The sequence below is a fragment of the Pseudoalteromonas sp. NSLLW218 genome, from assembly GCF_015864775.1.
In the GTDB taxonomy this organism is placed as follows: domain Bacteria; phylum Pseudomonadota; class Gammaproteobacteria; order Enterobacterales; family Alteromonadaceae; genus Pseudoalteromonas.
Genome location: NZ_JADYWO010000002.1, coordinates 102,613 through 128,733, shown reverse-complemented (window position 1 = coordinate 128,733; position 26,121 = coordinate 102,613). Strand labels below are relative to the sequence as shown.

General features: G+C 38.8%; 30 protein-coding genes and 1 pseudogene. 8 read left to right on the top strand and 23 right to left on the bottom strand.

The genetic code is table 11. From position 1 onward, the window contains the following. Positions 1-225 precede the first annotated feature (225 nt). Genes I6E80_RS03345 through I6E80_RS03325 form a run of 5 tightly spaced genes read left to right on the top strand, consistent with a single transcriptional unit; the run spans position 226 to position 6,372 of the window. Positions 226-1,431 (top strand): amidase family protein, encoded by a 1,206-nt coding sequence (locus I6E80_RS03345; RefSeq protein WP_197184792.1) that lies wholly within the window; start codon positions 226-228, stop codon positions 1,429-1,431. Beyond that, positions 1,428-3,029, top strand: coding sequence for a gamma-glutamyltransferase family protein (locus I6E80_RS03340; protein ID WP_197184791.1), 1,602 nt, complete (start codon positions 1,428-1,430; stop codon positions 3,027-3,029). Before I6E80_RS03345 ends, I6E80_RS03340 begins: the two co-directional genes overlap by 4 nt. Beyond that, positions 3,017-3,841, top strand: coding sequence for a sulfite exporter TauE/SafE family protein (locus tag I6E80_RS03335; RefSeq protein WP_024599978.1), 825 nt, complete (start codon positions 3,017-3,019; stop codon positions 3,839-3,841). The genes I6E80_RS03340 and I6E80_RS03335 overlap by 13 nt, the downstream gene beginning before the upstream one ends. 3 nt (positions 3,842-3,844) lie before the next feature. Beyond that, positions 3,845-5,074 (top strand): alanine--glyoxylate aminotransferase family protein, encoded by a 1,230-nt coding sequence (locus I6E80_RS03330; protein ID WP_197184790.1) that lies wholly within the window; start codon positions 3,845-3,847, stop codon positions 5,072-5,074. Between the two features lie 14 nt (positions 5,075-5,088). Further along, positions 5,089-6,372 carry an allantoate amidohydrolase gene (locus tag I6E80_RS03325; RefSeq protein ID WP_197184789.1) on the top strand — a complete coding sequence of 428 codons (1,284 nt, stop codon included), beginning with the start codon at positions 5,089-5,091 and terminating at the stop codon, positions 6,370-6,372. A 127-nt stretch (positions 6,373-6,499) separates the two neighbouring features. Here the strand turns inward: I6E80_RS03325 and I6E80_RS03320 are convergent, their stop codons facing one another. The 11 genes from I6E80_RS03320 to I6E80_RS03275 all read right to left on the bottom strand — a co-directional run bounded on the left by I6E80_RS03320 (position 6,500) and on the right by I6E80_RS03275 (position 13,926). After that, on the bottom strand, positions 6,500-6,802 hold the full coding sequence (locus I6E80_RS03320; RefSeq protein WP_024599980.1) for a hypothetical protein: 303 nt from the start codon (positions 6,800-6,802) through the stop codon (positions 6,500-6,502). A 44-nt stretch (positions 6,803-6,846) separates the two neighbouring features. Further along, a complete protein-coding gene (locus tag I6E80_RS03315) occupies positions 6,847-7,095 on the bottom strand; it encodes a DUF1272 domain-containing protein (protein ID WP_170071260.1) in 249 nt (82 codons plus the stop codon). Beyond that, positions 7,089-7,451 carry a 2OG-Fe(II) oxygenase gene (locus tag I6E80_RS03310; protein WP_197184788.1) on the bottom strand — a complete coding sequence of 121 codons (363 nt, stop codon included), beginning with the start codon at positions 7,449-7,451 and terminating at the stop codon, positions 7,089-7,091. Before I6E80_RS03310 ends, I6E80_RS03315 begins: the two co-directional genes overlap by 7 nt. Before the next feature lie 239 nt (positions 7,452-7,690). Continuing rightward, a complete protein-coding gene (locus I6E80_RS03305) occupies positions 7,691-9,229 on the bottom strand; it encodes a glucan biosynthesis protein (RefSeq protein WP_197184787.1) in 1,539 nt (512 codons plus the stop codon). A 502-nt stretch (positions 9,230-9,731) separates the two neighbouring features. Further along, a complete protein-coding gene (locus I6E80_RS03300; protein ID WP_007584346.1) occupies positions 9,732-10,028 on the bottom strand; it encodes a YcxB family protein in 297 nt (98 codons plus the stop codon). 501 nt (positions 10,029-10,529) lie between these two features. Next, a complete protein-coding gene (locus tag I6E80_RS03295; RefSeq protein WP_197184786.1) occupies positions 10,530-10,847 on the bottom strand; it encodes a hypothetical protein in 318 nt (105 codons plus the stop codon). A 115-nt stretch (positions 10,848-10,962) separates the two neighbouring features. Beyond that, positions 10,963-11,265 (bottom strand): hypothetical protein, encoded by a 303-nt coding sequence (locus I6E80_RS03290; RefSeq protein WP_165721720.1) that lies wholly within the window; start codon positions 11,263-11,265, stop codon positions 10,963-10,965. Positions 11,266-11,394: 129 nt separating this feature from the next. Further along, on the bottom strand, positions 11,395-11,517 hold the full coding sequence (locus tag I6E80_RS20530; RefSeq protein WP_269435573.1) for a hypothetical protein: 123 nt from the start codon (positions 11,515-11,517) through the stop codon (positions 11,395-11,397). A gap of 777 nt (positions 11,518-12,294) precedes the next feature. Further along, a complete protein-coding gene (locus tag I6E80_RS03285) occupies positions 12,295-12,699 on the bottom strand; it encodes a GNAT family N-acetyltransferase (protein ID WP_024599991.1) in 405 nt (134 codons plus the stop codon). A gap of 327 nt (positions 12,700-13,026) precedes the next feature. Next, positions 13,027-13,449 (bottom strand): hypothetical protein, encoded by a 423-nt coding sequence (locus tag I6E80_RS03280; protein WP_169044704.1) that lies wholly within the window; start codon positions 13,447-13,449, stop codon positions 13,027-13,029. Positions 13,450-13,527: 78 nt separating this feature from the next. Beyond that, complete coding sequence (locus tag I6E80_RS03275; protein WP_197113126.1) at positions 13,528-13,926, bottom strand: hypothetical protein; 399 nt, start codon at positions 13,924-13,926, stop codon at positions 13,528-13,530. Between the two features lie 272 nt (positions 13,927-14,198). On the opposite strand from I6E80_RS03275, the pseudogene I6E80_RS20400 reads away from it, so the two are divergent. Then, positions 14,199-14,429: pseudogene (locus I6E80_RS20400) on the top strand (IS110 family transposase); the annotation flags it as partial. Between the two features lie 52 nt (positions 14,430-14,481). Here the strand turns inward: I6E80_RS20400 and I6E80_RS03270 are convergent. From I6E80_RS03270 to I6E80_RS03260, 3 genes are all read right to left on the bottom strand, one after another. After that, the gene (locus I6E80_RS03270) at positions 14,482-15,465 is read right to left on the bottom strand and encodes a hypothetical protein (RefSeq protein ID WP_197184785.1); all 984 of its coding nucleotides are present in this window, start codon (positions 15,463-15,465) and stop codon (positions 14,482-14,484) included. A gap of 550 nt (positions 15,466-16,015) precedes the next feature. Beyond that, positions 16,016-16,267, bottom strand: a complete 252-nt coding sequence (locus I6E80_RS03265; RefSeq protein WP_197152198.1) for a Rho-binding antiterminator — start codon at positions 16,265-16,267, stop codon at positions 16,016-16,018. A gap of 17 nt (positions 16,268-16,284) precedes the next feature. After that, positions 16,285-17,124: a DUF417 family protein gene (locus tag I6E80_RS03260; RefSeq protein ID WP_197184784.1), complete on the bottom strand. Its 840-nt coding sequence runs from the start codon at positions 17,122-17,124 to the stop codon at positions 16,285-16,287. A 284-nt stretch (positions 17,125-17,408) separates the two neighbouring features. On the opposite strand from I6E80_RS03260, the gene I6E80_RS03255 reads away from it, so the two are divergent. Together I6E80_RS03255 and I6E80_RS03250 are read left to right on the top strand one after the other, a co-directional pair. Beyond that, positions 17,409-18,875, top strand: a complete 1,467-nt coding sequence (locus tag I6E80_RS03255) for a DASS family sodium-coupled anion symporter (RefSeq protein WP_197184783.1) — start codon at positions 17,409-17,411, stop codon at positions 18,873-18,875. A gap of 114 nt (positions 18,876-18,989) precedes the next feature. Then, positions 18,990-19,424 carry an N-acetyltransferase gene (locus tag I6E80_RS03250; protein WP_197184782.1) on the top strand — a complete coding sequence of 145 codons (435 nt, stop codon included), beginning with the start codon at positions 18,990-18,992 and terminating at the stop codon, positions 19,422-19,424. A 2-nt stretch (positions 19,425-19,426) separates the two neighbouring features. Here the strand turns inward: I6E80_RS03250 and I6E80_RS03245 are convergent, their stop codons facing one another. The 9 genes from I6E80_RS03245 to I6E80_RS03205 form a co-directional block, all read right to left on the bottom strand. After that, positions 19,427-20,062: a trimeric intracellular cation channel family protein gene (locus I6E80_RS03245; RefSeq protein ID WP_004334621.1), complete on the bottom strand. Its 636-nt coding sequence runs from the start codon at positions 20,060-20,062 to the stop codon at positions 19,427-19,429. Positions 20,063-20,234: 172 nt separating this feature from the next. Beyond that, positions 20,235-20,654, bottom strand: a complete 420-nt coding sequence (locus tag I6E80_RS03240) for a hypothetical protein (RefSeq protein ID WP_197184781.1) — start codon at positions 20,652-20,654, stop codon at positions 20,235-20,237. Positions 20,655-20,665: 11 nt separating this feature from the next. Beyond that, entirely contained in the window at positions 20,666-20,980 is a 315-nt protein-coding gene (locus tag I6E80_RS03235; RefSeq protein WP_197184780.1) for a hypothetical protein, read from the bottom strand. A gap of 75 nt (positions 20,981-21,055) precedes the next feature. After that, positions 21,056-21,541 (bottom strand): hypothetical protein, encoded by a 486-nt coding sequence (locus I6E80_RS03230; protein WP_231616705.1) that lies wholly within the window; start codon positions 21,539-21,541, stop codon positions 21,056-21,058. A gap of 21 nt (positions 21,542-21,562) precedes the next feature. Continuing rightward, positions 21,563-22,027 carry a hypothetical protein gene (locus I6E80_RS03225; RefSeq protein ID WP_231616704.1) on the bottom strand — a complete coding sequence of 155 codons (465 nt, stop codon included), beginning with the start codon at positions 22,025-22,027 and terminating at the stop codon, positions 21,563-21,565. A 14-nt stretch (positions 22,028-22,041) separates the two neighbouring features. Continuing rightward, the gene (locus I6E80_RS03220; RefSeq protein WP_197184779.1) at positions 22,042-22,638 is read right to left on the bottom strand and encodes an RDD family protein; all 597 of its coding nucleotides are present in this window, start codon (positions 22,636-22,638) and stop codon (positions 22,042-22,044) included. Between the two features lie 139 nt (positions 22,639-22,777). Then, complete coding sequence (locus tag I6E80_RS03215; protein ID WP_197184778.1) at positions 22,778-23,512, bottom strand: DUF5020 family protein; 735 nt, start codon at positions 23,510-23,512, stop codon at positions 22,778-22,780. A gap of 29 nt (positions 23,513-23,541) precedes the next feature. Beyond that, a complete protein-coding gene (locus I6E80_RS03210; protein ID WP_029750908.1) occupies positions 23,542-24,918 on the bottom strand; it encodes a uracil-xanthine permease family protein in 1,377 nt (458 codons plus the stop codon). A 74-nt stretch (positions 24,919-24,992) separates the two neighbouring features. Further along, positions 24,993-26,060, bottom strand: a complete 1,068-nt coding sequence (locus I6E80_RS03205; protein ID WP_197184777.1) for a BMP family ABC transporter substrate-binding protein — start codon at positions 26,058-26,060, stop codon at positions 24,993-24,995. Positions 26,061-26,121 lie beyond the last annotated feature (61 nt).

Here is a 26,121-nt window from a genome sequence, read left to right as displayed (position 1 = left end):
CAACTCGCCAAATCCTGACCAATTGGACAGGATTTTAATTTATGGCATTCCTCTTGCTTAGGTTTTAAACAATATAATAAGCTAACCGATTAAAAAGCGGATCAGGCTCTGTAAAATAAAAACAAGATGTTACGCAGTGAGCTGAAAAATAATAAAAATTAATCCGTCTTTTTAATCACTCTAAATCTGAACTGCTTGGTCAGATTTTTTATAACGAGTGGTGATATGAGTACCAAAAATAATAATACGACCGGTATTTTTTGTGACCATGGTCCTAAGGCATGGCAAACACATTACCAAGGCACGCTTATTAATAAGCGTCTTGCAATAAAAGATGTATTTGCAGTAAAAGGCGAGCGTAATAGCGCTGGCAACCCACACTGGTTTAAAACGGCTAAACCGGCTCAAAATACGGCAAGCTCGGTTAATAAGCTCATGACCGCTGGTTGTAACTTTATAGGCTTTACCCACACAGACGAACTGGCTTATAGCTTAGAGGGTAATAATATTCACTATGGTGCAGCACAAAATCCAAAACTTAGCGGTCATGCAAGTGGCGGTTCGAGTATGGGGTCTGCTGCATCCGTTGCTGCTAACTTAGCCGATATTGGCTTAGGGACCGACACTGGCGGCTCAATTAGAATACCCGCCAGCTATTGTGGTTTATTTGGTATAAGACCAAGCCATAACGTGATTGAAAAAGACGGCCTAATACCGTTAGCACCGCCTTTTGATACCATAGGTTGGCTTACCCAAAGCGCTGAGCTATTAAGCAGCGTTGGCGATGTATTGTTACCACAACAACCTATTAATAAAGTAAATACGTTAGTTATTTGCGAAGCACTCTTTGAACTTGTTGACCCCTCTTTACAAGCACCACTGGGTAATCTTTTAGAAAAAACCAAACCTTATTTTAATCATCATATCGATTTTAAGCTCCCAAACGTTGGCTTACTAAGTGAGCTTGCCGATACCTTTAGAATATTACAAGGTCGTGCGATTGCTAAAACGCACCGAGATTGGATTGAACTCCCAGATCAGCTTTCTCATTTTGCGCCAGCAATTGCAGCTCGTTTTAAAATGGCACTGGCTTTAACCGAGCAAGAAGAACAAGAGGCGTTAAAAATACAGCACGAGTGGCAAACAGTCGTCGCTAAAAACTTAAACAAGCACAGCTGCTTATTTTTACCCACCACCCCTACAACTGCACCTAAATTAGGCGCCGACACAAGCGCCTTACGCATGCAAATTATTACGCTTTCGGCAATTGCAGGGCTGAGTGGCTCAGCGCAAGTGCATTTACCGCTGGCTGATTTAGCAAATGATCATCCGTATGGTTTTTCATTAATGATGAGCCACGGTAACGATAAAAGCTTACTTGCTTGCGTTAAGCACCTAGCTGCACACTTTAAACAGGATACACCGGCATGACCACACACAACATTGCATTTACCTCGTCTCATTTTTCGGCCACTGAGGCGGGTATAAATATATTAAAACAAGGCGGGACAGCCACTGAAGCTATGGTAGCAGCAGCGGCAGCTATTAGCGTAGTGTATCCCCATATGAACTCAATTGGTGGCGACAGCTTTTGGCTTATCGATAACCCACACCAAAAAACGCCCACTGCTATTGACGCCTGCGGCCGCGCAGCAACTAATACAACGGCGTATAACACGCTCACGCAAATACCAGAGCGCGGCGGACTAAGCGCACTGACTCAAGCGGGTACAATACGCGGTTGGCAAAAAGCCCTTGAGCTAGATGAACACGCAGCACTACCACTGTCAAAAATTTTAGCGCCTGCTATCGCACTTGCTCGCGAGGGCTTTACCGTTACAGAAAGCTTGCAAGCTGGCTGCGAAAAGCTAGCTGCTGCAAATAATACCAATGACGCATTTAAAAACCTCTACATACCAAATGGTAAACCCTTGCAAGCAGGTCAAAATTTTAAAAACCCTAAACTTGCAGCAACGTTTGAATACCTAGCAAAACATGGCTTAAACGCATTTTATGAGGGCCCACTTGCCAACTCATTTGCCGCAGACTTAGCAAAAGCAGGCAGCTCAATTACCGCAGGTGATATTGCAAATACTAAAGCCGAGGTCGTTACTGCGCTAAATGCAAATCTCAGTGGTATTGATTGCTATAACTTACCCGCACCAACACAAGGCGTGCATTCACTGCAAATAATTGGTGCCGTAAATAAACTAAAACACAAAGCTAAAACCGATGCCGACTGGATGCATTTAATTGTTGAGGCAACCAAACAAAGCTTTACCCACCGCCCTACTCTTTGGGCTGACCCTGAAGTATTAGGAGATGATTATAAAAACGCACTAACCGATGATTGCTTAAGCCAACTTGCTAACAATATTGATATGACCAAAGCCAAAAAATGGCCTTTTAGCGCAGAGCCTGGCGATACCGTGTGGATGGCAGCTAGAGATAAAAACGGCCAATTAGTCAGCTTTATTCAAAGTATTTATTGGGAATTTGGCAGCGGAATATTAATGAGCGAAGGCGGTTTTGTGTGGAATAACCGTGGTTTAAGCTTTAGTTTAAACAATGAAGGTATTGATGCGGATAACAATATTAACGCCCTTGCGCCAAATAAAAAGCCGGCTCATACACTTAACCCAGCAATGGCAAAGTTTAGCGATGGTCGTCGCCTTGCCTACGGCACTATGGGCGGTGAAGGGCAACCACAAACCCAAGCCGCTGTTTTTGCAGGCTACGCGTGGCGAAATAAACCAATAGAGCAAGCAATTAGCGACCCTCGTTGGTTGCTTGGGCGCACATGGGGCGATACAAGTACAAATTTAAAAATTGAAAAAGATTTAGTTTTTCATATAGAACATGAATTAAATCAACGTGACCACGATTGGATAAGCGTTGATAATAATAACGAAATGATGGGGCACGCTGGGGCTATTTTAGATACACCTACAAGCCTTGAAGCAGCAACAGATCCTCGTTCAGATGGACGTGCAACCGTAACTACAGCAGGAACACAATGTCAGAAATAATAAACCAATGGCCAATAGTAGTAGCCTTAATAGCAACCGGTATTTTTGCCGGAATTTTAGCAGGACTTTTTGGTGTAGGCGGCGGTATTGTTATCGTACCTGTGCTGTATTTTTTACTGCAAGGCTTTGGCGTAAGCCCAGAGTCGGCAATGATGATAGCCACAGCTACATCACTTGCAACCATAGTACCTACTTCGCTTTCATCTATTCGCTCGCATCATAGCAAAGGAAATATTGACCTTGCGCTAATAAAATACTGGGCACCGTTTATATTAGTTATGGCGGTAGTCGGTAGTATTATTGCTCATACCGTTCGCGGTAACGCATTAGTGCTCATGTTTGCCTGCATTGCTATTTTAGTCAGTTTAAACATGTTATTTAGAGCCGGCGCACCCGCACTTGTAAACCAACTACCAGGTAAATTTGGGCAAGGCATTATGGCAAGTATTGTAGGCGGTTTATCAGTAATGATTGGCATAGGCGGCGGTACTATTGGCGTACCTATGCTTAACGCATTTAATGTACGTGCCCACGTTGCAGTAGGTACTGCGGCCGTTTTTGGCTTATTGATTGCGCTACCTGGCGTAATTACCTTATTAAGTATTGGCACAACGCCAACCGATGCTCCCCTAGGTACGTGGGGGTTAGTTAACCTCCCTGCCTTTTTTCTTATTATTCCGCTAACTATTTTATTTGCGCCTATTGGCGTAAAAATTGGTAGCAAGCTGGATCAAAAACAACTAAAACGCGCTTTTGCCGTTGTCTTAATGATAACCGGCATACGCATGCTTATTCAGACTCTGGGAGCCTAAAAAATGTTTAATAACACGCAAGTTCAAACCTTAAACCCACCACAGCGTTTATTAATGGGCCCAGGCCCTATTAATGCAGATCCTCGTGTTTTACGTGCTATGTCAGCGCAACTTATAGGTCAATACGACCCAGTAATGACCGGCTTTATGAACGAAACCATGGCGCGTTACCGCGAAATTTTTAAAACTAAAAACGAATGGACCATGCTGATAGATGGCACATCGCGCGCAGGGATTGAAGCCGTATTATGCTCAATTTTACGCCCAGGCGATAAAGTATTGGTGCCAATTATGGGGCGCTTTGGCCACTTACTTGCTGAAATAGCAGAACGCGTTGGCGCAAAGGTGCACACAATAGACGTACCGTGGGGCGAAGTGTTTACGCCAGAACAAATCGAAAAAGCCATTATTGATGTAAAACCCCATGTACTTGCCATGGTACAAGGCGATACATCAACCACCATGAACCAACCTCTTGAGCATATTGGCGATATTTGCCAAAAGCACGATGTACTATTTTATTGCGATGCCACCGCATCGATTGTAGGTAACGATTTACCCGCCGATGAATGGAAACTCGATGCACTTTCGGTCGGTTTGCAAAAATGTTTAGGCGGCCCTTCTGGGTCTGCGCCATTAACACTAAGCGACAAATGCGCTGAGTGGATCCAAAAACGTAAAAAGGTAGAAGCAGGCATTCGCACAGCCGAACATACCGATGGTACAGAGCCCTTTGTGCGCTCCAACTATTTTGATTTAGGTATGATCATGAATTACTGGGGAGAGGAGCGCCTTAATCATCATACCGAAGCCACCAGCATGCTGTATTGCGCCTCAGAATGCGCCCGCATAGTAATTGAAGAGGGTGTAGATAACTGCGTTGCGCGCCACAAGTTACATGGCGATGCCATGCTAACAGGCATTCAAGCATTAGGCTTAAACGTATTTGGCGATTTAACACATAAAATGAACAACGTACTGGGTGTTTATATACCCGAGAGCATTAACGCCGACCACGTACGCGGACAAATGCTAACCGATTTTGGAATAGAAATTGGCACCTCGTTTGGGCCACTGCATGGCAAAATTTGGCGTATTGGCACTATGGGCTACAACGCCCGAAAAGACACCGTACTACAGACTCTTGCTAGCCTAGACGCTTGCTTACATGCCAACGGTTACAAAGGTCCTAAAGGCGAAGCCGCCATTGCCGCCCTTGCTCACTATAAATAAAAAAAGGATTTAGCATGACGATTGTAAGCCCACAACACAGCCCTTTATTAGATAAAGAACTTGCTGATGAATACGCAACACGCGCTTTATCTCGCTGTAAAACCCTCAGCGCACTATCGCAAATGCAAGATGGTATTCACCGCGTGTACTTATCAAAAGAGCACAAAGAATGTAACGCTGTTACTGCATCATGGATGGTTGAGGCGGGCATGCAATCGTGGCAAGACGAAGTGGGCAACCTTTGGGGGCGACTAAAATCATCAAACCCACATGCTAAACGTTTAATTATAGGGTCACACCTCGACACAGTACCAAACGCAGGAGCGTTTGATGGTATTTTAGGTGTACTACTGGGAATAGAAATAGCCGCGCTTGCAAATAAACTAGAGCTCGACCTGCCCTTTCATTTAGATGTAGTCGGCTTTTGCGATGAAGAAGGCACCCGCTTTGCCACTACTTTAATTGGCTCAAAAGCACTCGCTAACGAATTCGACCCACAGTGGCTAAACATTGAAGATACAAACGGCATAACTATGCGCCAAGCCATGCTCGACTTTGGCTTAAATCCCAACAACTACGCAAAAGCCGCACTAAATAAAAGCGAGTTACTAGGTTACTGGGAAACTCATATAGAGCAAGGTCCTGTACTCGAATCGGTTAATCAAGCGTTAGGCGTTGTAACTGCAATCGCAGGAGCAAAACGCGCTATGCTTACCCTAACAGGGCAAAGTGGTCATGCGGGTACAACGCCAATGAACTTGAGGCAGGATTCGTTAGCAGGCTGCGCCGAACTTACTCTTGCCATAGAGCAGCTAGCAAAAAACGCGAGTAATGGCGAAGTTGCCACCGTGGGGCAAATACAATCTCGCCCAGGGGCTACAAACGTGATTGCAGGTAAAACAACCATAAGCCTAGATGCACGCGCACAAAGCGACACCGATCTCGCTAACTTACTAAGCGCCATACAAAGCAGCGCTCAATCTATAGCAAGCAAACGCAATTTAACACTCGATTGGCAATGGACTCATGCCGCCGGTGCCGTTGCGTGCGACACCACTATTCAGCATTTGTTTTCAAGCGCATGTAAACTCAACAACCAAGCATCGCCTTCACTTGCCTCTGGCGCAGGGCACGATGCAATGGCAATCGCTCCAATTTGCCCCGTTGGCATGTTGTTTATACGCAGCCCTGGCGGTATAAGCCATCACCCAGCAGAAGCGGTTATCGACGGCGATGTAACAAAGGCACTCAGTGTAATGTACAGCGCGCTTTTACTTTATGTGAAAGAGTGTGAGTGATTTTAAGGTAATCGAGTAAACCAAGTATATTAACTTGGTATGCTTTGGAATTAAAACCTCCTAAAGTCATTGGGAGGTTGTTACTGAACCCAGAAAAACGCAGGAATACACGTTATTTAGAGTAGTTTTATCGAGCTGCCCTTTGCTCTTTTAGGCTAAGGCGTTTATGTGAGCTATATACATGTTGAATATTTTTATCATTGACCAAATATGCATCCATTTCAACAGTAATTAGCCCCGATAATGGCTTGATTTCAAGAATACCCAACTCACCTAGATTTGCAGATAGTAAAGTATTATTCCTAAAGGCGAACAAAGTCTTGTCAGTATCTCGTAAGTCACCATTCACGTATAATTTAGCACCACTAAACCAAGCGTTAATTATTTTAACTTTGATTGACTTAACGGTAAATTCAAAGGATTTTCTCATCAGTTCTCCATATTCAGAAAATGTAATTATTATACTTTATGTTCTTATGTGTTTGGCGCACAACCACTTTCTTTTAATACCCGCTTAGTCGATGCTGGGTAATTTTTTAGTGCAGCCAAAGGGCGAATTGGCCGCTGAACCAAATTACCTGAGCAGTTTGGGCACACGTTATTTAACAGCGTTTGGGCACAGCCAAAACAAAACGTGCATTCAAATGAACAAATAAAAGCCTCTGTGGACTGTGCAGGTAGATTCTTATCACAACATTCACAATTAGGTCTTAAATCTAGCATTTAGAGCTCCGTTTTATCCACCCAATGCTGAGTAAATATCTATTACCTTTTATGACTTTTGATACCTGATGCTTACTTACATCAGGGCGGAAAAGCTTAATTCGCTTTGTTTCAAATATAGGATTACTGCAAATAAACTCACCACCCAAATCTGCTTTTTTAAGCACTATATTCAATCGATAGTGTTTACCAGATTCAACTTTGTCTGTGTGTGGTGCTATTTCACTCCCTTGTGGGAACTTAAGCAAATATGTATCAAATTTAATTGGCCACGTAGCACCACAAATCAACATTTTATCGTAGCCTGATTTTTGTCGGCCTCGCTCCCAGCAAAATAATTTACTCAAAAAAAACATACAATCCCTCGAAACAGCTAACAAACAGCAAGTTAACTCGTTTTTTATTTATTTTTATTGATAAATAAACCATAGCCGAGTTCATATTTTGGTTCAATCGTTTACTGTATTTTACGTGGGATATAAAAGGGAGTTTTAATGGTGTTTTGATTGATGTTTTAAAAGACATTATGGTGGCTATAATTACCTAGCAAATCAAAATATAGCCACCCGTTTTACTTTAATGCTTATTTAAAGACTTATTTAATCGTTACCTTTTCATCACTTACCCAAGTTTCGGTTATAGCTTCATCATTTTTATCAACTAAATACGCGCGTATGTTTACCGGATTATTGTTAGCTTGTTTGTAGTCAAATGCTAATCGCCATTGATTTGTACCAACTACCGGATAAACCCCAATAGGCTCTAGTATTTCACCGTTGCTGGCTTCAACAATCGGCTTTATACCACTTTTGTTATCTAAGCCTTTAAACACTGGGCCTTCAAAATCAATCACCATTTTGTTAACGCCTTCAGGAATAGGCTGGCCAGGAATTCCGCCTAAGCCTTGGCGAGTATTAACAACGCTTGCAAGTGTTTTTGATTTTGGATCGAGTGGACGCCACTCAATATCATAAGAAAAGGTAAACTCATCACCTTTACGCGCCTCTTTTTCAGGCACCCAATAAGCAACAATATTGTCAAACGTTTCATCTTTTGTAGGGATCTCGATTAACTGAACAGCCCCTTTACCCCAATCGCCAGTAGGTTTTATCCACGCAGATGAGCGCTTATTATAAAATACGCCATCGTCTTGGTAGTTATTAAAGTCACGATCTCTTTGAATTAAGCCAAACCCTTTTGGGTTCTCATCAATAAAGCTATTGGTCGAAACCGACTGAGGATTATTTAATGGGCGCCAAACGTATTGACCCGATCCGGTGTGAATCGCCAGGCCATCGCTGTCGTGAATTTCTGGGCGCCAATCTTTGGCAGTTGTTTTATCTTTTTGTGAGTACCAATACATACTGGTTAGCGGTGCTACGCCTAAGCGTTCAACATCGGCGCGCATATACAAATTAGCCGTTACAGAGGTGATGTGCCCTTTAGCTTCTTTGTTATCTTTGCTTAAACCAAATCGATAAGCACCAGTGATAGAAGGCCCTTCAAGCAATGCCCAAACAGACACACTTTCACCTTTTTTCTCTGCAGGACCAATCCAAAATGCAGAAAAACGCGGAAATTCTTCTGGCTGATTCATACCCGTATTAATCGCGATACCTCGAGCCGACAGTCCATATTGCCCCTCTGGCCCGTCGGTACGAAAATAAGACGCGCCTAAAAAAGATATCCAATCTGGTTTCATATCTGGCCGCATTATTCTAAAGCCTGCAAATCCAAATCCTTCAGGGAGGTCGTGAGCTGGGCTATCATCAGGCATATCAAAAACGTCATTACTAAAAGGTATGTTTTGAACCTGATTTTTATCATCTCTGATGTAAATACTTACTGGCTCAGGAAAATATCGCCCAGGGTAAAATAATTGTACGGGCGCCTTTTTTCCACTTGGGTATAAGGTTTCATCTTCTTTAAAGCGTATTTTCCAGTGTTCGTCATACGTAATTTTATCAATTAACTTCGGCGCTGGCACCTTAGTTGGCGTATAGGGCTTTTCGGCTGAGGCTTTTGCCAGCGCTTTTAAGTCTTCGAATGAAAACTCCGTTTGATCTACTGCTTCTGTCGCGTAAGACGACATCGAAGTGCTAAAAATAATTGCGATAAATAACTTTAATTTCATAAAAAGAATGTCCAATAAATTGAGTCAAATAAAAATGGGAACGCTGCACGAACGTATGTTTAACTTAAAGTTCTGTATGGATATTACGTGACGTAATATGAACTAGCGTTTACTAAAGTATTGTTATTTGACTACAGGACCTCCCATAATTAATTTGTTTTTACGGGAATTGGTTTTAAGGGAAATTGCGCGCGTTTAATGATATCGCTGAAGTGAAAATAAACGGAGATTGCGCTGTTTATTGGACGAAGCCGTCAAGAGGTATGGATATATTTAGGTTTTAGTTGCCCACTATTCCAAGGCAAATATTTGTAGAGTGGCTGGTTTTTCTATTCGTTGTAGTTACATAGTTGATTTGGGCTAAAGCGTATTATAAGCAGTAAAAAGTGAAGGGTAAGCCTATATAGAACTCTGGTATTTAAATCGATAAGAATTACATTTAGGTGTTGAAAAACAAAGAGGCTCACCACTTTTAAAATTTGCAATTAATAGCTAAATTTGACTAGTCGTCCACCTCAGGGCGTGTTGTTACGTGCTTGTTCATCGTAGCTAAAAGATCTTCTTTACATTTATCAGGTTTCAACGACTCAGGGTTGAAAATTATGGCAAGTACTTTATCAACATATACATAGATTGAACCATTAACTTCTTCGATATGCTCTACAACATCCCAGTCATAAAAGTTATAACCATATTGGTGGATTTCTTTTATACCATCAGCGCTTATTTCAAACTCTTTAGGACCAATCATTATTCCATTTTCATTTGGTGTAAAACATTGCGCAATTTTCACTTCCATAAATTTACTGAGAGCGACGTAAATAAAAAATAAAATGGATAATGTGAAAACAGAAAAGAACAACTTATTTTCTATTCCGCCAGACTGAAACTGAAAGAAGGACATAAAACTAAAAGTTAGCACCAACCAAAGACACACATTTTTAAGCATGGGTATCCATGTATAGGATTTCAACACCTTAGATGCTGTGTGAGCGTAAAAAGCGTCATAGTCGGCTTTAGATGTTTTAATTTTAAGATTCAAAAGATTCTCCATAATCTGAGATACGTATAATTAGCCTGTATATTAACTCGTTTTTTATTTTTTATTGATAAACAAACCATAGCTGAGTTCCTATCAACTTAAAATCAATTTACTCATGCATTTATTGACCGTAATATTCCGCTTTTTATTTTAAAGAGAATCAGGCTTAATAAAGCCAAGTTGTTTACCATTCTATAATTGATAATTTCCGTAACGGTTAGAATAAAGTCACCCTAACTGCCCTTCATCATTAGTCATTTAAAACGCCTTTAACTGTATTATTTTTTTAAGACGTTTTTTAATGACCTTTTGCTCGCAATAAAGCCCGATAAAACCACCAACAGCAATTGAAGCCACAACCAACAACCAATATAAAGAGCTGTTAGATGCCTGAATACCCGAAATATAAAGGTATAAGTTGAACGGGATAATAAAAAATAAGCTACCTAATACTTTAATGAATTCCCTAAAAAGCTCTGTATCAGACTTTGCTTTGTCGATATGAGAGTTAATAGTTTCATTTGATATCTCATTTAGCTTTGGGTATGTCTTTTGTAACCAATTTAAATAATTCAATCATGCATCCTTGTATTTTTATATCTAGTACTGCCTTAAATAGGCAAAATATATTTGCTAAAGTAAGCGACATAGCAGTAAAAACCAGATTTTTTTTGTTCTGCTTTACGACTTGTTATACGTTTTTACTACTCACTATTAGATTACAAGCTATCACCACATCAGATCGGTAATACTCTACAATTTCAGCTAACTCTTTATCTGATTTAACTAAGAACTCAGCGGAACATCTTTCTCTAACATGAATTAAAGGTAAATGATCTGTATCAGATGAAATTACACCAAATACATGAAACTCAGTATTCCAGCATTGACCATACTTTTTATTTCCAATTTGACAAAGATTCATAACTATATTTAAGTAATCATCATCGCTTTCAAGTAATTTGGTAGCAAGTCTAATTGCATCATCAAACATTTTATTTACACCGAGCTTTAGAAGCGTATAACGAGGCTGTAGAATAGCTCTAACAGCCAAATAATAGTAAGTTAAAATAGAGACGCAGAAAAATGTTATTTGTCCTAGTTTATTACTTGTTATAAACCATTAACTACCAAATTCTCGGCTAACAATTGCTGCGGGGACAATATCTTCTGGTAGATCACTAGAAGCCTTTTGAGCAAAGTCACCAGCCATACCAAATACTTTGTCAACTGGATCGACTTTCACTCCGTTTTCGACAGCTAACTCCAGAAGTTTCTTGCCGATATCGTTACAAGAACTAACCCAGTTTTTTGGTAATTTCCCCACAGTGATTTTAGGCTGACAAACTAGTTTAAAAGTTTCTTTACCTTCTTGTGTTTGAATTGAAACATCAACGAACCCACTTTTATATGGGTTAGCGAATACACTAGAACTAACCAGAATTATTGCTCCGACAAATATTTTTTCATGACACTTCCTTATGGTTTATAACGGGCCTATAGATTGGCTCGTTTTTTATTTGTTTTTATTGATAAACAAACCATAGCTGAGTTCCTATTTTGGTTCAATCTTTTACTGTATTTTACGTGGAATATAAAAAGAGTTTGGTGTTGTTTTAATTGACGTTTTGGAAGGAATTACTAGAAAATTTGGTGTGGGTGTTTTTTTACTCTGATGGGCAAAATATATTTGTTAAAATAAGTGATGCAGCAGAAAAAACCTAGCAGTTGAGGATCATCATAACGTTGGTAATATTCCACTTTTATTTTAAAGGAAGTTAGGCTCAATGAAGCCGAGTTATTTACCATTTTTTAATAAAAATTGTTGTCGTCTATCGGGCTACCAATTACTACTTTCATCTTGTCAATACAGCTCAGACTTTTGCGTGATGCACTTTCATGGATGTAACCTAACTCACTGCTATCATTGATAATTGACGTAAAAGTCAGAATGGGTGTCATCCTAACTTTTAGCGCTTGCTGCCCACCTCAGCGCGTGTTGTTATATGCCGCTTTAAACTTACTATAAAGCAACTTCCATTTTAAAGTAAGAAACATCAGCCTTATAAAAACGTTCCCCGTATGGCTGCATACCGAAGCGCTGATAGAAACTTAAAGCTGATTCTCTAGCATCACACCAAAAAAAATTTACAACCGTATTATTAAGAGAGTGAAGAATAAACTTTAGCATTTGAGAGCCAATGCCTTGCCCTTGATAATCAGTTTTAGTAGCAAACTTACGTAGGCGAGCTTTATCTGATTTTATGTATACGGAGGCAACACAAACAAGCTCGTCATTAACAAAGGCACCAAAATGCATTGCGTCATGATCGCCATCAACATGGCAATATTCAGGAGGCTTGTTTGGCCAAAGAACACTTTGTCGAAGCGGGATTGTTTGCTCCCAGGAAATATTGCGAATTTCCATATGATTTTGCAGAGCCTCCATAGGCTTATAACGAGCCTGTAGATTAACTCGTTTTTTTATTTGTTTTTATTGATAAACAAACCATAGCTGAGTTCCTATTTTGGTTCAATCTTTTACTGAATTTCACGTGGAATATAAAAAATTGTTAGCTGTTGTTTTAATTGGTGTTTTGGAAGGTATTACGGGAAAGTTTAGTGTGGTTGGCTTTTTACTCTTTCTTTCATTGTAGCTCAGCTTTTTGCGTGATTCATTTTTATAAAACTCACTTAACCCGCTGCTTTAATTTATTATTTATGTAAAAGTTAGAATGAATTTCATCCTAATTCTTTAGCTTTTGTTTAACTCTATTTTTGAAACGTAAAATACAATACCAGCAACAAGACCTACTATAGAAAATAAAAACAATTGTAAAAAGCTATATCCATAACCTATTAACGTAATTGAACCATTTTCGACCAATACCTTACCATTAATAATTGAGCTATCTAAACCTGAAGGGAAAACAAAAAAGAAAGAAACTAAGCAAGTAGATATAACTGAAGATTTGAGCACTGTATTTAGCGAATAACCACAGCTTTTAGTGATAAATTTATAAATGGGAAATGCTGTTACTGGAACCAAAATTAGAACAACTATTAACGTCCAAATAAATATACCAAAAGGAATAATAGTAAATTTCATTTCAATTGCCATTGGCGCTAAAAATGCAACAACTAAAGAGGCTAAAATAAAGCTAAATATTGTTCTCAACTCGAAACCTTCTTAGAAAGCTAACGCCTGCCATAACCGATTTGTGGCGCTCTTGTACTAATCCGGTTAATGGTTTTGTTATATAGCGTCACCGTCAAGTCCAAATTTTTTCTTGTTTAAAACTAGCGCTGCCAGCACAGTTACTCCTAACACTGTACCAACAGGGAACATGAAGAGTAACAATGTTGAATATATTATTAGTGCCCAAAAAAGCCACTTAGTTCGATAGTTTAAGCCCACAACGGAAAATGTTAAAAAGCAAAGTGCAACTAAAAATAAGATGAACCCTGTTACTGTAGACAAAGCTGTTGATGACATTTCTTCTTGTGATATTTTAGGTTCATTACTTCCAAACAGTGTTATCTCTTGAAATGAAGAGGACATAATTAAATACGAATCAACAATTCCCCAAAGAGGTGCCCAGAAAAGCAATAATCCCAAAACTGCGACGTATTTCCCTATAGTTTCCTTGTTCATCATCTCTCCTCACGTAGTTACATAACGAGCCTGTAGATTAACTCGTTTTTTATTTGTTTTTATTGATAAATAAACCATAGCTGAGTTCCTATTTTGGTTCAATCGATTACTGTATTTTTACGCAACATATAAAGAAGTGTTTGGTGTTTTTTTAATTGGCGTTTTGAAAGGGATTGATGGTACTGCAAAGCTTAAAAGTACGCTAGTAAAGCATTTATTTTTGAGCGCAGTAGTCAAAAAACTTGAACTCTTTAGCGTTATAGTTACCTATTTTTTTGAGGCAAACATTTGCAGAATAGGCAGGCTTTTCTATTCGTTATTCGTTTTGGGCTAATAAAGCGTATTATGAGCAACAAAAAGCTAAGGGTAAGCCACATAACAGCATAATTAGATCACTGGCATTCAAATGGATAAGAATAGTATTTAGGTGTTGGAAAACGAATACACCCTACGATGAATCGACGTATTTAGCGGCCTTAAACGCAGAGGCTCACCACTTTTAAAATTTGCAATTAATCGCTAAATTTTACTAGTCGTCCACCTCAGGGCGTGTTGTTATGTGAATATGGTGCCAATATAATTTAATGCTTGATTACAATAAGTTAATAATGGCGCTAAGTATGCTTTTGCAGCATCAATTTTATCTACAGCGGTTAAAAATGTGCCTATAACTAGCAAGAATGTCAAGAAAGCCATCCATCTCTGCAAGCTAACTTGTTGCCGTTGAATCACTCTATTATTTTCAGCATTAGCTAATTTTTCTTTGGTTAAAGTGAAATAATGAATCCCATTACCTTTCATTTTATATAATGGGTCACGATCTTGATTTGCTGAGATTTTCTGAATCTCTTTATCTTCTACACATGAATCCAAAATCCATTCCAGCGATTGTGATACTTTCTGATATATTTCAAATTTACCTACGTAATGATTTCCGAAAATAAGCTTTGAAAGTTCACTTTTTCTGAAAGTGCCTTTGCGTAAAAAATCATCACTATTCATTAGAGCTTCATAAATTTCGAATTTGGATCTAAGAGGTGTTCTTATTCTCCTGTAAACACGATGCTTATTTATAAAGTTCTTTAATTTATAAAAGAGAATTTCTATATATATAAGCCTAAATTTTCTTAATAGGTATAGCCTAATTAAAGTAAGTAATGAGCACTTTTGCTCTCTTAAATCCCATAACCCAAAAAACAAGTTCACATCAATTCGTGAGTATTTTAAGAAGTCAGCCGATAAAAGAGTCGGTTGCCATTCAACATCATCTCTGCTCTTTTTGACTCCAGCTAAAATATTGCCCCATCTCTTTCCATTTTTAATGGGCATAAATTCACATTTTATCCTTAATGCACTGCGATTGTTCTCAGGGATTTTGGAAATATCTTCATTCGTAGCCTTAGGTATATAAATATGGACTTCGTAAAAGTCATTTTTTTTAGCTTCATCTGAGGTCAGTAAGAATCGACTTGGGCAGATATGTTTTGAGAAGTAGCAAATTAAATGAAATCTAATTTTGTTAATTAATAAAGAAAACATCTGACTCCATAGCTAGACTTTGAAAATTCACATAACAGCTTTATGAACACTACTTTGGGGGTTTATAACACCCCAAAACGGCGTATATTACATAGCTCAATAATTCCACCAAACAACTTCAATGTAAACAAGTAATTACGTATGTTATAAAATCATCGTTGTTAAAATACACCAAAACGACTTTTGATAATGTTATTGGACAAAATTAAAATAGCTGCTTATATAAACAGTTGGTTCTGTCAGTTAGCTTTATTTATGTAGCTACCTTTTACGATCATAATTAACAAACGCACAAAAACCAAACGCCATATACGGGCATATAAAGGCTTACTTATTACAGAATTAGCATTTTTATACGCTTTAATAGCTGGCGTTTAGCCTTATTCGGTGGAAAAACTCGAGTAAAGAACAAAAGAAAGTAATAGGAAAATTTTGGCTTTATGTATTTAGCGCGTAATTAGCTAAAGCATTGATGAGATAAGCGAGCCTTAACATATTAATGATACGGGCTCGCTGAGGTGCTTATGATAAAAACGAATGAGTGAGGTGTTTACTTTACATCAAAGTTCACGTGGTCAAAGTATGGATTTTTCTCATGCGCTTTAAGTATACTAATTGTAGTGAGCACAATGAGTTGCAACTCGCTATTTACGCTAACAACTATGCATTCGTCTCTATTAGCATTGCGCTTTGTGTCAGTTGCTATCCCGCATACACCATCGCCATTTTTTAATATAAGCTCAATGCTTAAATGGTGCATACAGGCAATTTCGATGTAGTCGTATTGGTTGCAACTGATCATAAAATCCCTCTTTTATATTATTTAGCCGGTTTAAAAATCATTAAAAAAGCAATAACAACAAGGTTGGCTATATACCAAAGATCTTTAATTACAAACTGCCCTAAGCGTTCCAGTAAAGTGGAAGAGCTAAATGCACCGGTTGCAGTAATTAAGAATGTTTGGGTCATCATAAATACGCTTAAACACGCTAAGCCACTTACAATAATTAGCTTTTTATTATTTAAAAATAGCCCTAAGCCCAATAACACAGCAAATAATACATCAAACCCGCCAATCACGTTAGACGCGCCTTGTACGCTAAATACCGTGTATAACCACGACATAAACGGTGAGGTTCCTACTAAACTCACAATGCCTTTTGCTTCAAATTCATAAAACTTCATGCCGCCAATCCACAATAGAACCATAGCAACCGGTATAAAGTTTAAAAGTACGTGTTGTTTGTCGGTAAGTTTGTCTTTATAAAACAAAAACAAATACAAAGGCACTATTGCAAAGTATTTAATTATGCCCTGCCCACTACCAATGATTGGAAAGCCACCAAGTTGCGCCATCCAACGGTTACTGGCAAACAAGGTAAGTAATGCAACCAAACTTATAATTGCTGCAAGTAAAAGTGCTGGCGTAGGTTTCATTAGTTTAAGGCGAGCGAGCACGGTGGCAAACGCTAAGGCAATCATAAAGGAGCCACTAATTAAACCTAATGCAGATACAGACATTAGCGAATCAACGCCGTAAAAACTAAACGTAGCCGTTAACGTATTAGGGTTTGCCCCTAACGCAAACGATAAGCCAAGTAACAAAAAGCTACTCGCTAATAAAAAAGTAATCACGTTGTTGGTTAGTTTTAAGTTCATTGTATTTCCAAGTATTCGTTAAGACTTACAAAGACCTTACGAACCTATAAAACAATTCAAGCTAACTCTTAAAAAATAAGAGTTGATTAAGCACAACGTAAGCTCTCATCGGGTAACTTAATTATTCATTTAGTTTATGGTTTATTACCTCTTTATTAATAAAATTAAATAAGTTTAATTTTCATATGATGTGTGTCATTTTTTTTATTATTAAATGAAGTAGAATAACGTTGCCTTTTCAATACACTGAATGCATGCATTTCTAAAACTTAGGGACATTTTTAATGAAAGGTAGTGATATTCGAGTTACCTCTGGACTGATTTCTATAGCCATTGTTTTATTACTTTGGTTTGCTGTACCGCCTCCGCAAGGTGTTACCGAAAACGCATGGCATTTGCTCGCTTTATTTATTGGTACAGTAGTTGCCATTATTGGTAAAGCAATGCCTATCGGCGCCATTGCTATTTTAGCTATTACCTCTGTTGCATTAACGGGCGTAACTAATGACAGCCCATCTGGCGCTATTAAAGATGCATTAAGTGGCTTTTCTAATTCATTAATTTGGCTGATTGGTATTGCTATTATTATTTCTCGGGGTTTAGCTAAAACCGGTTTAGGTAATCGTATTGGCTATAATTTCATTTCTTTTTTTGGTAAAAAAACTATTGGTATTGGCTATGCACTCGCGCTGTCTGAACTTGTTATAGCGCCTGTGACGCCAAGTAATACCGCGCGAGGCGGCGCTATTATTCACCCAATTATGAAGTCGATAGCAACAAGCTTTGGCTCGTCTCCTGAGGAGGGCACATCTCGTAAAATTGGGCACTACCTTGCTTTGGTGAGCTACCATATAAACCCTATTACATCAGCTATGTTTATTACCGCCACGGCTCCTAACCCTCTAATTGTAAAGCTTATTGCAGATGCTACTGGTGCAAATATTAGTATTACTTGGAGTACATGGGCGCTGGCAGCGCTTGTTCCTGGTTTGCTATGTATTGCCCTTGTGCCTTTGGTTGTTTATGCCATTTACCCACCTGAAGTGAAAAGTACACCCGATGCTAAAACCTACGCAGAATCTAAATTAACTGAAATGGGCCCAATGAGTTATGGCGAAAAAATAATGGTGGGTGTTTTTGCTATGCTGCTTGTTTTATGGGCCGGCGTACCCGCAATGATTTTAGGAGCTGAGTACGCGGTTAATACTACCGCAGTGGCTTTTTTAGGTTTGTCGGTTTTATTAGTAACGGGTGTATTAAGCTGGGACGATGTACTTAAAGAAAAGTCTGCGTGGGATACCGTTGTTTGGTTTTCAGCATTAGTAATGATGGCCACTTTTTTAAATAAACTAGGTTTGGTAACGTGGTTTTCAACGCTTGTTGAGAGCAACATTGCGCAATTGGGCTTTGACTGGATTGTATCGGCTATTATATTGGTAGCTGTGTATTTTTATGCTCATTACTTTTTTGCCAGTACCACAGCACATATTACTGCTATGTTTGCCGCATTTTACGCCGCAGGTTTAGCGCTTGGCGCTCCGCCTTTATTTTTAGGTTTACTGTTAGCTGGCGCTTCATCACTCATGATGTCGTTAACGCATTACGCAACAGGCACATCTCCCATCGTGTTTGGCTCAGGCTATGTATCATTAAAAGATTGGTGGGTAATGGGCCTTATAATGAGTATTATTAATTTAAGTGTATGGGGAATTATTGGCGGGCTTTGGTGGAAAGCACTCGGGTATTGGTAGTATTGCCTTTGTTAGTTTGGCTTGCACATTTAATACTGCGCACTTGAGTTTAGAACAAGTTCAAGTGCTTCAGCCCTAAAAATATAAACATTAGGGCTGTTAGAAGGGAGCATTATGGTTTTTAAATTCATAAAGGCAGCATATTCAGACCGAGACTACTTATTAAGCCTCAGAAAACTGACTATGGTTGAACACTTAGAAAATGCCGGGTTATTTTTAACTGATCAACAGCATGTTTTAAGGCTTGATGATCAATATGATTGCTCTCACCTTATAGTTATAAATGAGGTACAAATTGGTACTTTAAAATACCAAACGCACGCTCAATACATTGAAATAATGCAATTACAAATACATCTATTGCATCAAAATAAAGGGTATGGGAGAGCTGTTATTGAACAAGTTATTACAAGTGCGCAATCAAAACCCATTAAACTCACTGTGCTTAAAAACAACCCAGCATTAGGACTTTATAAGCGGCTGGGTTTTACTATAACTGATGAGAATAATTACGAGTACTACATGCAAACGCGGGCTACTCGTAGCTAAAATTAGTCGCTTTGATCTCTGAAGTCTTTTTTTCTGAAAATAGTTAAATGCCAACCCCAATGCAAAGAGCCCAATCTTAAAAAGATAGTCGTGAAAAATGATCCTAAAATACACCAAATGTAATCTACATTAAGGCTAAATAAAGCGGCATAAACTGCACCACCCGCTAAACACGCAGAGGCGTAAGGTTCGCTGCGCATAACCGTTGGCACCTCACGGCAAATTACATCACGTATTAAACCACCAAATATGCCTGTAGTGATACCCATGGTAATCGCGACCACCATGCCGGAGCCATTAATGAGTGCTTTCTCTATCCCCATAATATTAAATAGCGCCATACCAACAGCGTCTACCAATAAAAAGTAGTAGTTATTAACGCGCGGTAAGTATCGAATAAATGCAATTGTTGCTATAACGGCCCCGTAGGTCGAATATAAATACTCTGGAGTGGCAATCCAAAATACCGGTTTGTTTAAAAGTATATCTCTGAGGGTTCCGCCCCCTAGTGCTGTAACGGTTGCAACCACTACTACGCCAAAACCACTAATGTTTTTTTCATACCCAAGCAATGCCCCTGCAACAGCAAAAAATGCGACACCGAGTAACCCTAGTACCATAAAGTATTCTGCAGTCATGGTAATTCCTTTTTAAAATTCATAAGGGGTTGTATCAACTTACGTGCCAAAAAGCATCCCTTAAAATTTGAATTAACTTTAAAAAATACATTTAAAAACAACGCTGTAATTTACACTGAATGCAGTTTAAGGTTAGGTTTTATGAAAAGTAATACTTGAGAAGGTAATTATTTTAAAAGTAGGTATTTTTTACACGTTGTTTATAAGCAGGCCCATAAACTAAGCTAGCGCTATTTACCCACTCAAAATAAGCGAGATAGCCTACAAAAATTGACTCAAAGATTAATAGGCTAATACCTATCCAACTTGCAGAATTAACATATTCAAAAATAAAGAAAATACAAATTATTACCCAAAAGCAGTTAGCTATAGCTAATACTTTAATGGCTAATAGGCTTCTTGTTCTTTTAAATGCTAATAAAAGTGCGCATACACCATAAAGTATATTAGCCACTGTAATAAATTGAAGTGCATACAAAGGTAAAGAATAAATTTCGTAGAACCAAGATTGAAAACTAAACAAAGTTAAACCAGCAAGTAGACCTGCAATACCGTCAAGGTAGAGTATGTCTAATTTTTTATGTGCAATCACTTTTATACCCTTCAGCTTTTTAACTGAGCTGCCTTTTTAAACGCCCACCAACCAATCACTAAGCTCATTAATATACGTACAGGAAAGTAAATAATAGCTGGAATGCCAAATAACCAATTGGCAAAGCCTTGTGGCATTACATAAAATGCGACCCGCTTCACCCAAAATATAAACTCAACATACTGCGCTAAAAAGTCATTAAGCGATAAGCTTAAAAGTGCTAATTCATTACTTATTAAAACCCATAAGGCATATAAGCCAAACAAAGCATCACCCACACTGCCAATATAAGATGAGTAGCCTATAAATAATAAAAAGCAGCGCATGGTAAGTCCTTGTTAGCAGTTTCAGCAAGTTAAAATACAAACTGACTAATCTATAAAATATTATAAATGGCTTTGTTAATTGCACCCTTTAGAGGTTTTAACTAATTGAATATTATTAACACTTGCGTGTGCTCCACAGTAAAACATGTAGCTAGAGCAATGATAGTTTTCATCCTTAATATTCAAACCATTCTCATCAAATTCCAGCTCAAACTTACAGTTAATATCGTATTCGGGCTCTTGTTCTTCAAACACCAGTTTTTTACCCTTTAGTACTAAAGGTAATGGTTCTGTCGTCCCTTCTAACGGGGCTGTGATAGTGCAAATATGAAAGTTAAAGCCCCAGATAAGACCTTCTGTAAAATATTTATCGTCTTTTTTGAATACATTTATATAGCTCGTTTTTAATTTAAAACGCTCATTACTTTCGCTCCCATCGTCGTTGAGCATAGGGATCGCGCTAGTTATTTTGTCTGTTCTTGAATAGCATCCTTCAAATGAGCCTGCATGTAAATATCCACTAAAGACCGCACTTGCTAGCATAAAAGCTTTTTTAATCATCACTCGCTCCTTGCTGTAATGTTAATTCCCCTCAAAAAAACGCCCTCTATCGTCTGTCATTTTTACTGGTAAACCGTTACCAACCATAAAGTGATAAAAACGCAAATCATCAATCAGGTCAGGGGCTGATATTTCTATGTCTCGGTAAGTCGCGTCACTAAATTTAAACCTTAAGGTATGCTCAAACCGTTTCCTTTGACAATAAAGCACTTCTTCTAGCTCAGACACCTTTATATTTATACCAAGTAATTTAAATTCACCATTCGCAATATCAATAGCTTGTGATTGCTTATTATTTGTAGATAGCCATTCAATAACCACTCCTAAAGAAGATAATCCAAACAAATATAAAAACTGATGCAATAGAGGCTTTTCGTTAATTACTTCCATGTAAAATAGCAAAATGACAATAAATAATGCTGATAAAGCCAAACTGTAGATTATTTTAAATCCGGGTAATTTTTTTTGCCTAGGCAAAGCTGCCATAATTAATATCCTGATTAATCTACATAGCTCACTTTTGTTCCCGCGAAATGATCATGTAAACATCGTTTATCTTTTCCAAATATAAATAATGGATTAACAAAACCAGCTATAAACTGACCTACCGAAGGGACAAGTGATAAGAGTTGCATAGAAAGCATGCGTTTAAAGTAAATTGTAGTAAAGCTGGCTTGTGTACCATCTAAATTTTCAATACGGATAGACATTAAAGATTTACCAATTGTTTGTCCGCGTTGGTACATAAGGTAACCATGAAGCACTAACGTGCTTAATATGCCATAACCTAGCAAACCTCCAGATAAAGTAAGTGTTGGTTGGCTTAAATTATCAAACCCTACGAGCATGAATACAGGAATAAAACAAACAACACCTAAAATGCCATCCACAATAGCAGCCACTAGCCTATCTGAGCGCGTTGCTTTTTCTCCTGCTAATTTTGATACTACATTTTCAGATGGGCTCTGTGCTTCTCGCGTTTTAATTAAGTCGTCTATTTCTTTTGCTCGATCTGGGTAGGTTTCGCGATCGATAGCTCTCGCTGATGAGTAAAGCTCATCTAAAGTGTAGGTAGAAAAGTCTATTTCAGAGTCCATGAAAACAAAATCCATATAGTGTTATTAAAAAGTAATTTAACACAACTAATTTAAGCCATTCAATTATTTAAGATTATCAAATAAAAAAGCTACTAAAAAGTAGCCTTTAATTATTAATCAAATACCATTCAATTAGCTGTTAAAAATGCCATTTAACCAACAGGTTTGGGTTGTGCTCTGTTTGACCATCTACACCAAATTTATTTTTCCAATAGACATACTCAATACCCACATCAAGGCGGCCTGTATCTAAGCCGAGAATAGGTGCAATATTGTATTTAATCTGTGAGGTAAAGTTAAAGCCGCCTTCACTTTTACCAAACATTGTGTCGGTGCTATCTACAATATCTAAAAAGCCATCGTATCTAAAGTTACCTTTGTTATAGCCCCACGTGACTGTTATTTGGTTATTATCTTCACGCTCTATACCTATTTCATCTTGAAAACGACGATAATAAGCCACATTAAAATACTGAAAGCCAGGTACATCAAGTGATACACCGCCCCCTAATAAATAGTTATTTTGATTCGTATCTCCCGAGCCATACTCTGTTTGTAGGCCTAAAAACACCTCTTTAACAAAGCTATCTTGCAGCTTGTAAAGAGTAGGGTTTATGTTTAGCTCCCCATACACTTCATCGGGGTTACTTAGTCTATCCATAAAAAAGAACGTACTGCCCCAAGTATGGCCCGATGCATGCTCAATGGTTACCACACTTCTGTCGTCTTCCTCCCCTGAAAATGGCTCTAGGTAGTCGGCACCGGTCATTGCGGTAATACTAAAATCTGACCAAAGCTCTTTAGCCGATACACCTGTAGAGCACATTGTAATTGCAGTTACGAACGCTATGTTTTTTATTATTTTGATTTTCATTGTTAATCCCTTTAATGATTTTTATTAGTTTAGTTAAGATGATCTGTACTTGCTGAGTAATTCTCTGGTAGTACCAACGTCATTATTATTGCGGTGATACCCGATACCGTCACTGCGCTACCAAATATAGCGGTAACTAACTTAGGTGCGTTTGCAAACAACTCTGGTACAAAACTAACACCTAGCCCGAGCCCTAAACTCACTGCAATAATAAGTAGGCTTCTGCGATTTATTTTTTCGCTTGCGAGTATTTTTACGCCCGCGGCGGCAACGGTGCCAAACATTACAAGCGTTGCACCGCCCAAAACAGGTTTAGGTATATTTTGTAATACAGCACCAATCACAGGAAACAAACCAAGAATGATTAAAATACTGCCGATCCACAGGCCTATATGTCTGCTGGCAACACCGGTTAGCTGAATAACGCCGTTGTTCTGACTAAAAGTAGTATTAGGAAAAGTGTTAAATAAGGCGGCAATCATCGAGTTAACACCATCACCTAAAATACCACCACGAATACGTGCTAAGTAACTAGGTCCTGTAACAGGTAGCTTAGAAACAGCACAATTGGCAGTAATATCACCAGTCGATTCAATTGCAGTAATAAGGTATAAAAAGCCAAAGGCTATGAGTGCACCAAAATCAACATTAAAGCCGTATTTAAAGGGCAGTGGGATGGCAATTAAATCAAATTCACCTAATTTGAATTTAGCGATACCTAATACAAAGGCTAGTAGCCAGCCAAGTATCATTGCAACTACGACAGCCGTTAGCCTTACCCATTGATTTTTACTGGCATTAAGCAGCACTACTAAAGCAACAACCGAGAAACCAACAATTAAGTTACTCGTTGAAGCAAATTTTTCAGGCATATTAGTAAGTAACCATTGCCCGCCGCCTATATCAGTCATGCCTACTTTAATTAGGTAAATACCAATAGTGGTGATCACCACACCAGTGACTACTGGCTTTATTACTTTGCCTAATTTACTAATAAAAAAACTAATAAATACTTCAACAAAAGCAGCTAAAAAGCACACGGCAAATATAGTGGCAAGGACTTCGTCATTATTGCCACCCGTTGCTTTAACGGTAAAGCCTGTCGCTAAAATAGTTCCTAAAAAGGCAAAGCTTGTACCTTGCACACATATCAATCCTGACCCCACCGGGCCAACACGCCGCGCTTGTATAACCGTGCCCACACCAGATACAAATAATGCCATACTAATTAAATAAGGTATTTCGCTGCCAAGGCCTAGCACCCCACCAATAATAAGCGTGGGCGTAATAATGCCAACAAAGCTTGCTAGTACATGTTGCAAGCCTGCAAAAAATGATTCGGTTGCGCCTGGGGTGTCATCAACCGCATATATAATATCGTCAGACGAGCTTGTATTTATTGACATATAAACCTCTACGTTTTGCGAGTTAGCCACTGTATTTGTCTAAGTGACCAACTCATTGTTATTGCGTTAACGGCTTATTTAAGCTGCCCTTCAACGCCCTCAACATAAAAGTCCATACCCAACAACGTTTTGTCGTCTATTGTTTTACCCGCCTCAATAACCAGCTCACCTTGCTGATTTTTTATAGGGCCAGTAAATGGATGGAATTCACCTTTACCAATTTTTTCTGAAATCGCGTTCACTTCACTCACAACATCACTTGGAATGTCTTTACTTAGCGGCGCTAAGCGAGTCATCCCTGAGCCTATACCTTTCCATATATCTTGCGATTGCCATTTATCGTCAAGTACCTGTTGTACACGGTCTGCGTAAAATTCATCCCAATGATGAACCGCCGCCGTTAAATGTGCTTTTTTACCATAACCGCTCATATCTGAGTGGTAGCCAATAGCGTAAATACCAGCGGCTTGCGCTGCTTGAAGTGGTGCAGGCGAATCAGTATGTTGAGTTATAATATCAACGCCTTGATCTATAAGGCTATCGGCAGCTTCTCGCTCTTTACCCGGATCAAACCAGCTATTAACCCACACTACTTTTACTTTTGCATTAGGCTTTACTGAGCGCAGGCCAAGCGTAAATGCATTTATACCGCGTATTACCTCCGGAATAGGAAACGCAGCAATATACCCAATACTGTCGGTTTTACTCATGTGCCCTGCAATAACACCTGTTAGGTAGCGTCCTTCGTAAATGCGATCAAAGTAAGTGCTTACGTTTTTTGCGCGTTTATAGCCTGTAGCATGCTCAAACTTTACATTAGGAAACCGTTTAGCCACTTTAAGTGTTGGGTTCATGTAGCCAAACGACGTTGTAAATATTAGATCGTGCCCGCTTTTGGCTAGTTGCGTAATAACACGCTCAGCATCGGCTCCTTCTGGTACGCTTTCAACAAAAGTAGTTTCTATTTTGTCGCCAAATTTGTCTTCTAGGTACTGCCGGCTTACATCGTGTGTATACGTCCAACCGGCCTCACCAATTGGACTTACATATACAAAGCCTACTTTTACGTTATCTTTTGCAATAGCTGATGCGCTTATGCACAAGCTCAATGCAACCCCGAGTGTTGTTATAAGTTTTTTCATTGTTATTCTCCGTGTTATATTTTTAATATCCTGTTGAAGCAGGTAATTTACCTTATTGATT

What these genes read in the sequence shown, in the direction of transcription:
- I6E80_RS03345 (WP_197184792.1), top strand. Translation starts at nt 226, where the DNA reads ATGAGTACCAAAAATAATAATACGACCGGTATTTTTTGTGACCATGGT.
- I6E80_RS03340 (WP_197184791.1), top strand. Translation starts at nt 1,428, where the DNA reads ATGACCACACACAACATTGCATTTACCTCGTCTCATTTTTCGGCCACT.
- I6E80_RS03335 (WP_024599978.1), top strand. Translation starts at nt 3,017, where the DNA reads ATGTCAGAAATAATAAACCAATGGCCAATAGTAGTAGCCTTAATAGCA.
- I6E80_RS03330 (WP_197184790.1), top strand. Translation starts at nt 3,845, where the DNA reads ATGTTTAATAACACGCAAGTTCAAACCTTAAACCCACCACAGCGTTTA.
- I6E80_RS03325 (WP_197184789.1), top strand. Translation starts at nt 5,089, where the DNA reads ATGACGATTGTAAGCCCACAACACAGCCCTTTATTAGATAAAGAACTT.
- I6E80_RS03320 (WP_024599980.1), bottom strand. Translation starts at nt 6,802, where the DNA reads ATGAGAAAATCCTTTGAATTTACCGTTAAGTCAATCAAAGTTAAAATA.
- I6E80_RS03315 (WP_170071260.1), bottom strand. Translation starts at nt 7,095, where the DNA reads ATGCTAGATTTAAGACCTAATTGTGAATGTTGTGATAAGAATCTACCT.
- I6E80_RS03310 (WP_197184788.1), bottom strand. Translation starts at nt 7,451, where the DNA reads ATGTTTTTTTTGAGTAAATTATTTTGCTGGGAGCGAGGCCGACAAAAA.
- I6E80_RS03305 (WP_197184787.1), bottom strand. Translation starts at nt 9,229, where the DNA reads ATGAAATTAAAGTTATTTATCGCAATTATTTTTAGCACTTCGATGTCG.
- I6E80_RS03300 (WP_007584346.1), bottom strand. Translation starts at nt 10,028, where the DNA reads ATGGAAGTGAAAATTGCGCAATGTTTTACACCAAATGAAAATGGAATA.
- I6E80_RS03290 (WP_165721720.1), bottom strand. Translation starts at nt 11,265, where the DNA reads ATGTTTGATGATGCAATTAGACTTGCTACCAAATTACTTGAAAGCGAT.
- I6E80_RS03285 (WP_024599991.1), bottom strand. Translation starts at nt 12,699, where the DNA reads ATGGAAATTCGCAATATTTCCTGGGAGCAAACAATCCCGCTTCGACAA.
- I6E80_RS03275 (WP_197113126.1), bottom strand. Translation starts at nt 13,926, where the DNA reads ATGAACAAGGAAACTATAGGGAAATACGTCGCAGTTTTGGGATTATTG.
- I6E80_RS03270 (WP_197184785.1), bottom strand. Translation starts at nt 15,465, where the DNA reads ATGTTTTCTTTATTAATTAACAAAATTAGATTTCATTTAATTTGCTAC.
- I6E80_RS03265 (WP_197152198.1), bottom strand. Translation starts at nt 16,267, where the DNA reads ATGATCAGTTGCAACCAATACGACTACATCGAAATTGCCTGTATGCAC.
- I6E80_RS03260 (WP_197184784.1), bottom strand. Translation starts at nt 17,124, where the DNA reads ATGAACTTAAAACTAACCAACAACGTGATTACTTTTTTATTAGCGAGT.
- I6E80_RS03255 (WP_197184783.1), top strand. Translation starts at nt 17,409, where the DNA reads ATGAAAGGTAGTGATATTCGAGTTACCTCTGGACTGATTTCTATAGCC.
- I6E80_RS03250 (WP_197184782.1), top strand. Translation starts at nt 18,990, where the DNA reads ATGGTTTTTAAATTCATAAAGGCAGCATATTCAGACCGAGACTACTTA.
- I6E80_RS03245 (WP_004334621.1), bottom strand. Translation starts at nt 20,062, where the DNA reads ATGACTGCAGAATACTTTATGGTACTAGGGTTACTCGGTGTCGCATTT.
- I6E80_RS03235 (WP_197184780.1), bottom strand. Translation starts at nt 20,980, where the DNA reads ATGCGCTGCTTTTTATTATTTATAGGCTACTCATCTTATATTGGCAGT.
- I6E80_RS03230 (WP_231616705.1), bottom strand. Translation starts at nt 21,541, where the DNA reads ATGATTAAAAAAGCTTTTATGCTAGCAAGTGCGGTCTTTAGTGGATAT.
- I6E80_RS03225 (WP_231616704.1), bottom strand. Translation starts at nt 22,027, where the DNA reads ATGGCAGCTTTGCCTAGGCAAAAAAAATTACCCGGATTTAAAATAATC.
- I6E80_RS03220 (WP_197184779.1), bottom strand. Translation starts at nt 22,638, where the DNA reads ATGGACTCTGAAATAGACTTTTCTACCTACACTTTAGATGAGCTTTAC.
- I6E80_RS03215 (WP_197184778.1), bottom strand. Translation starts at nt 23,512, where the DNA reads ATGAAAATCAAAATAATAAAAAACATAGCGTTCGTAACTGCAATTACA.
- I6E80_RS03210 (WP_029750908.1), bottom strand. Translation starts at nt 24,918, where the DNA reads ATGTCAATAAATACAAGCTCGTCTGACGATATTATATATGCGGTTGAT.
- I6E80_RS03205 (WP_197184777.1), bottom strand. Translation starts at nt 26,060, where the DNA reads ATGAAAAAACTTATAACAACACTCGGGGTTGCATTGAGCTTGTGCATA.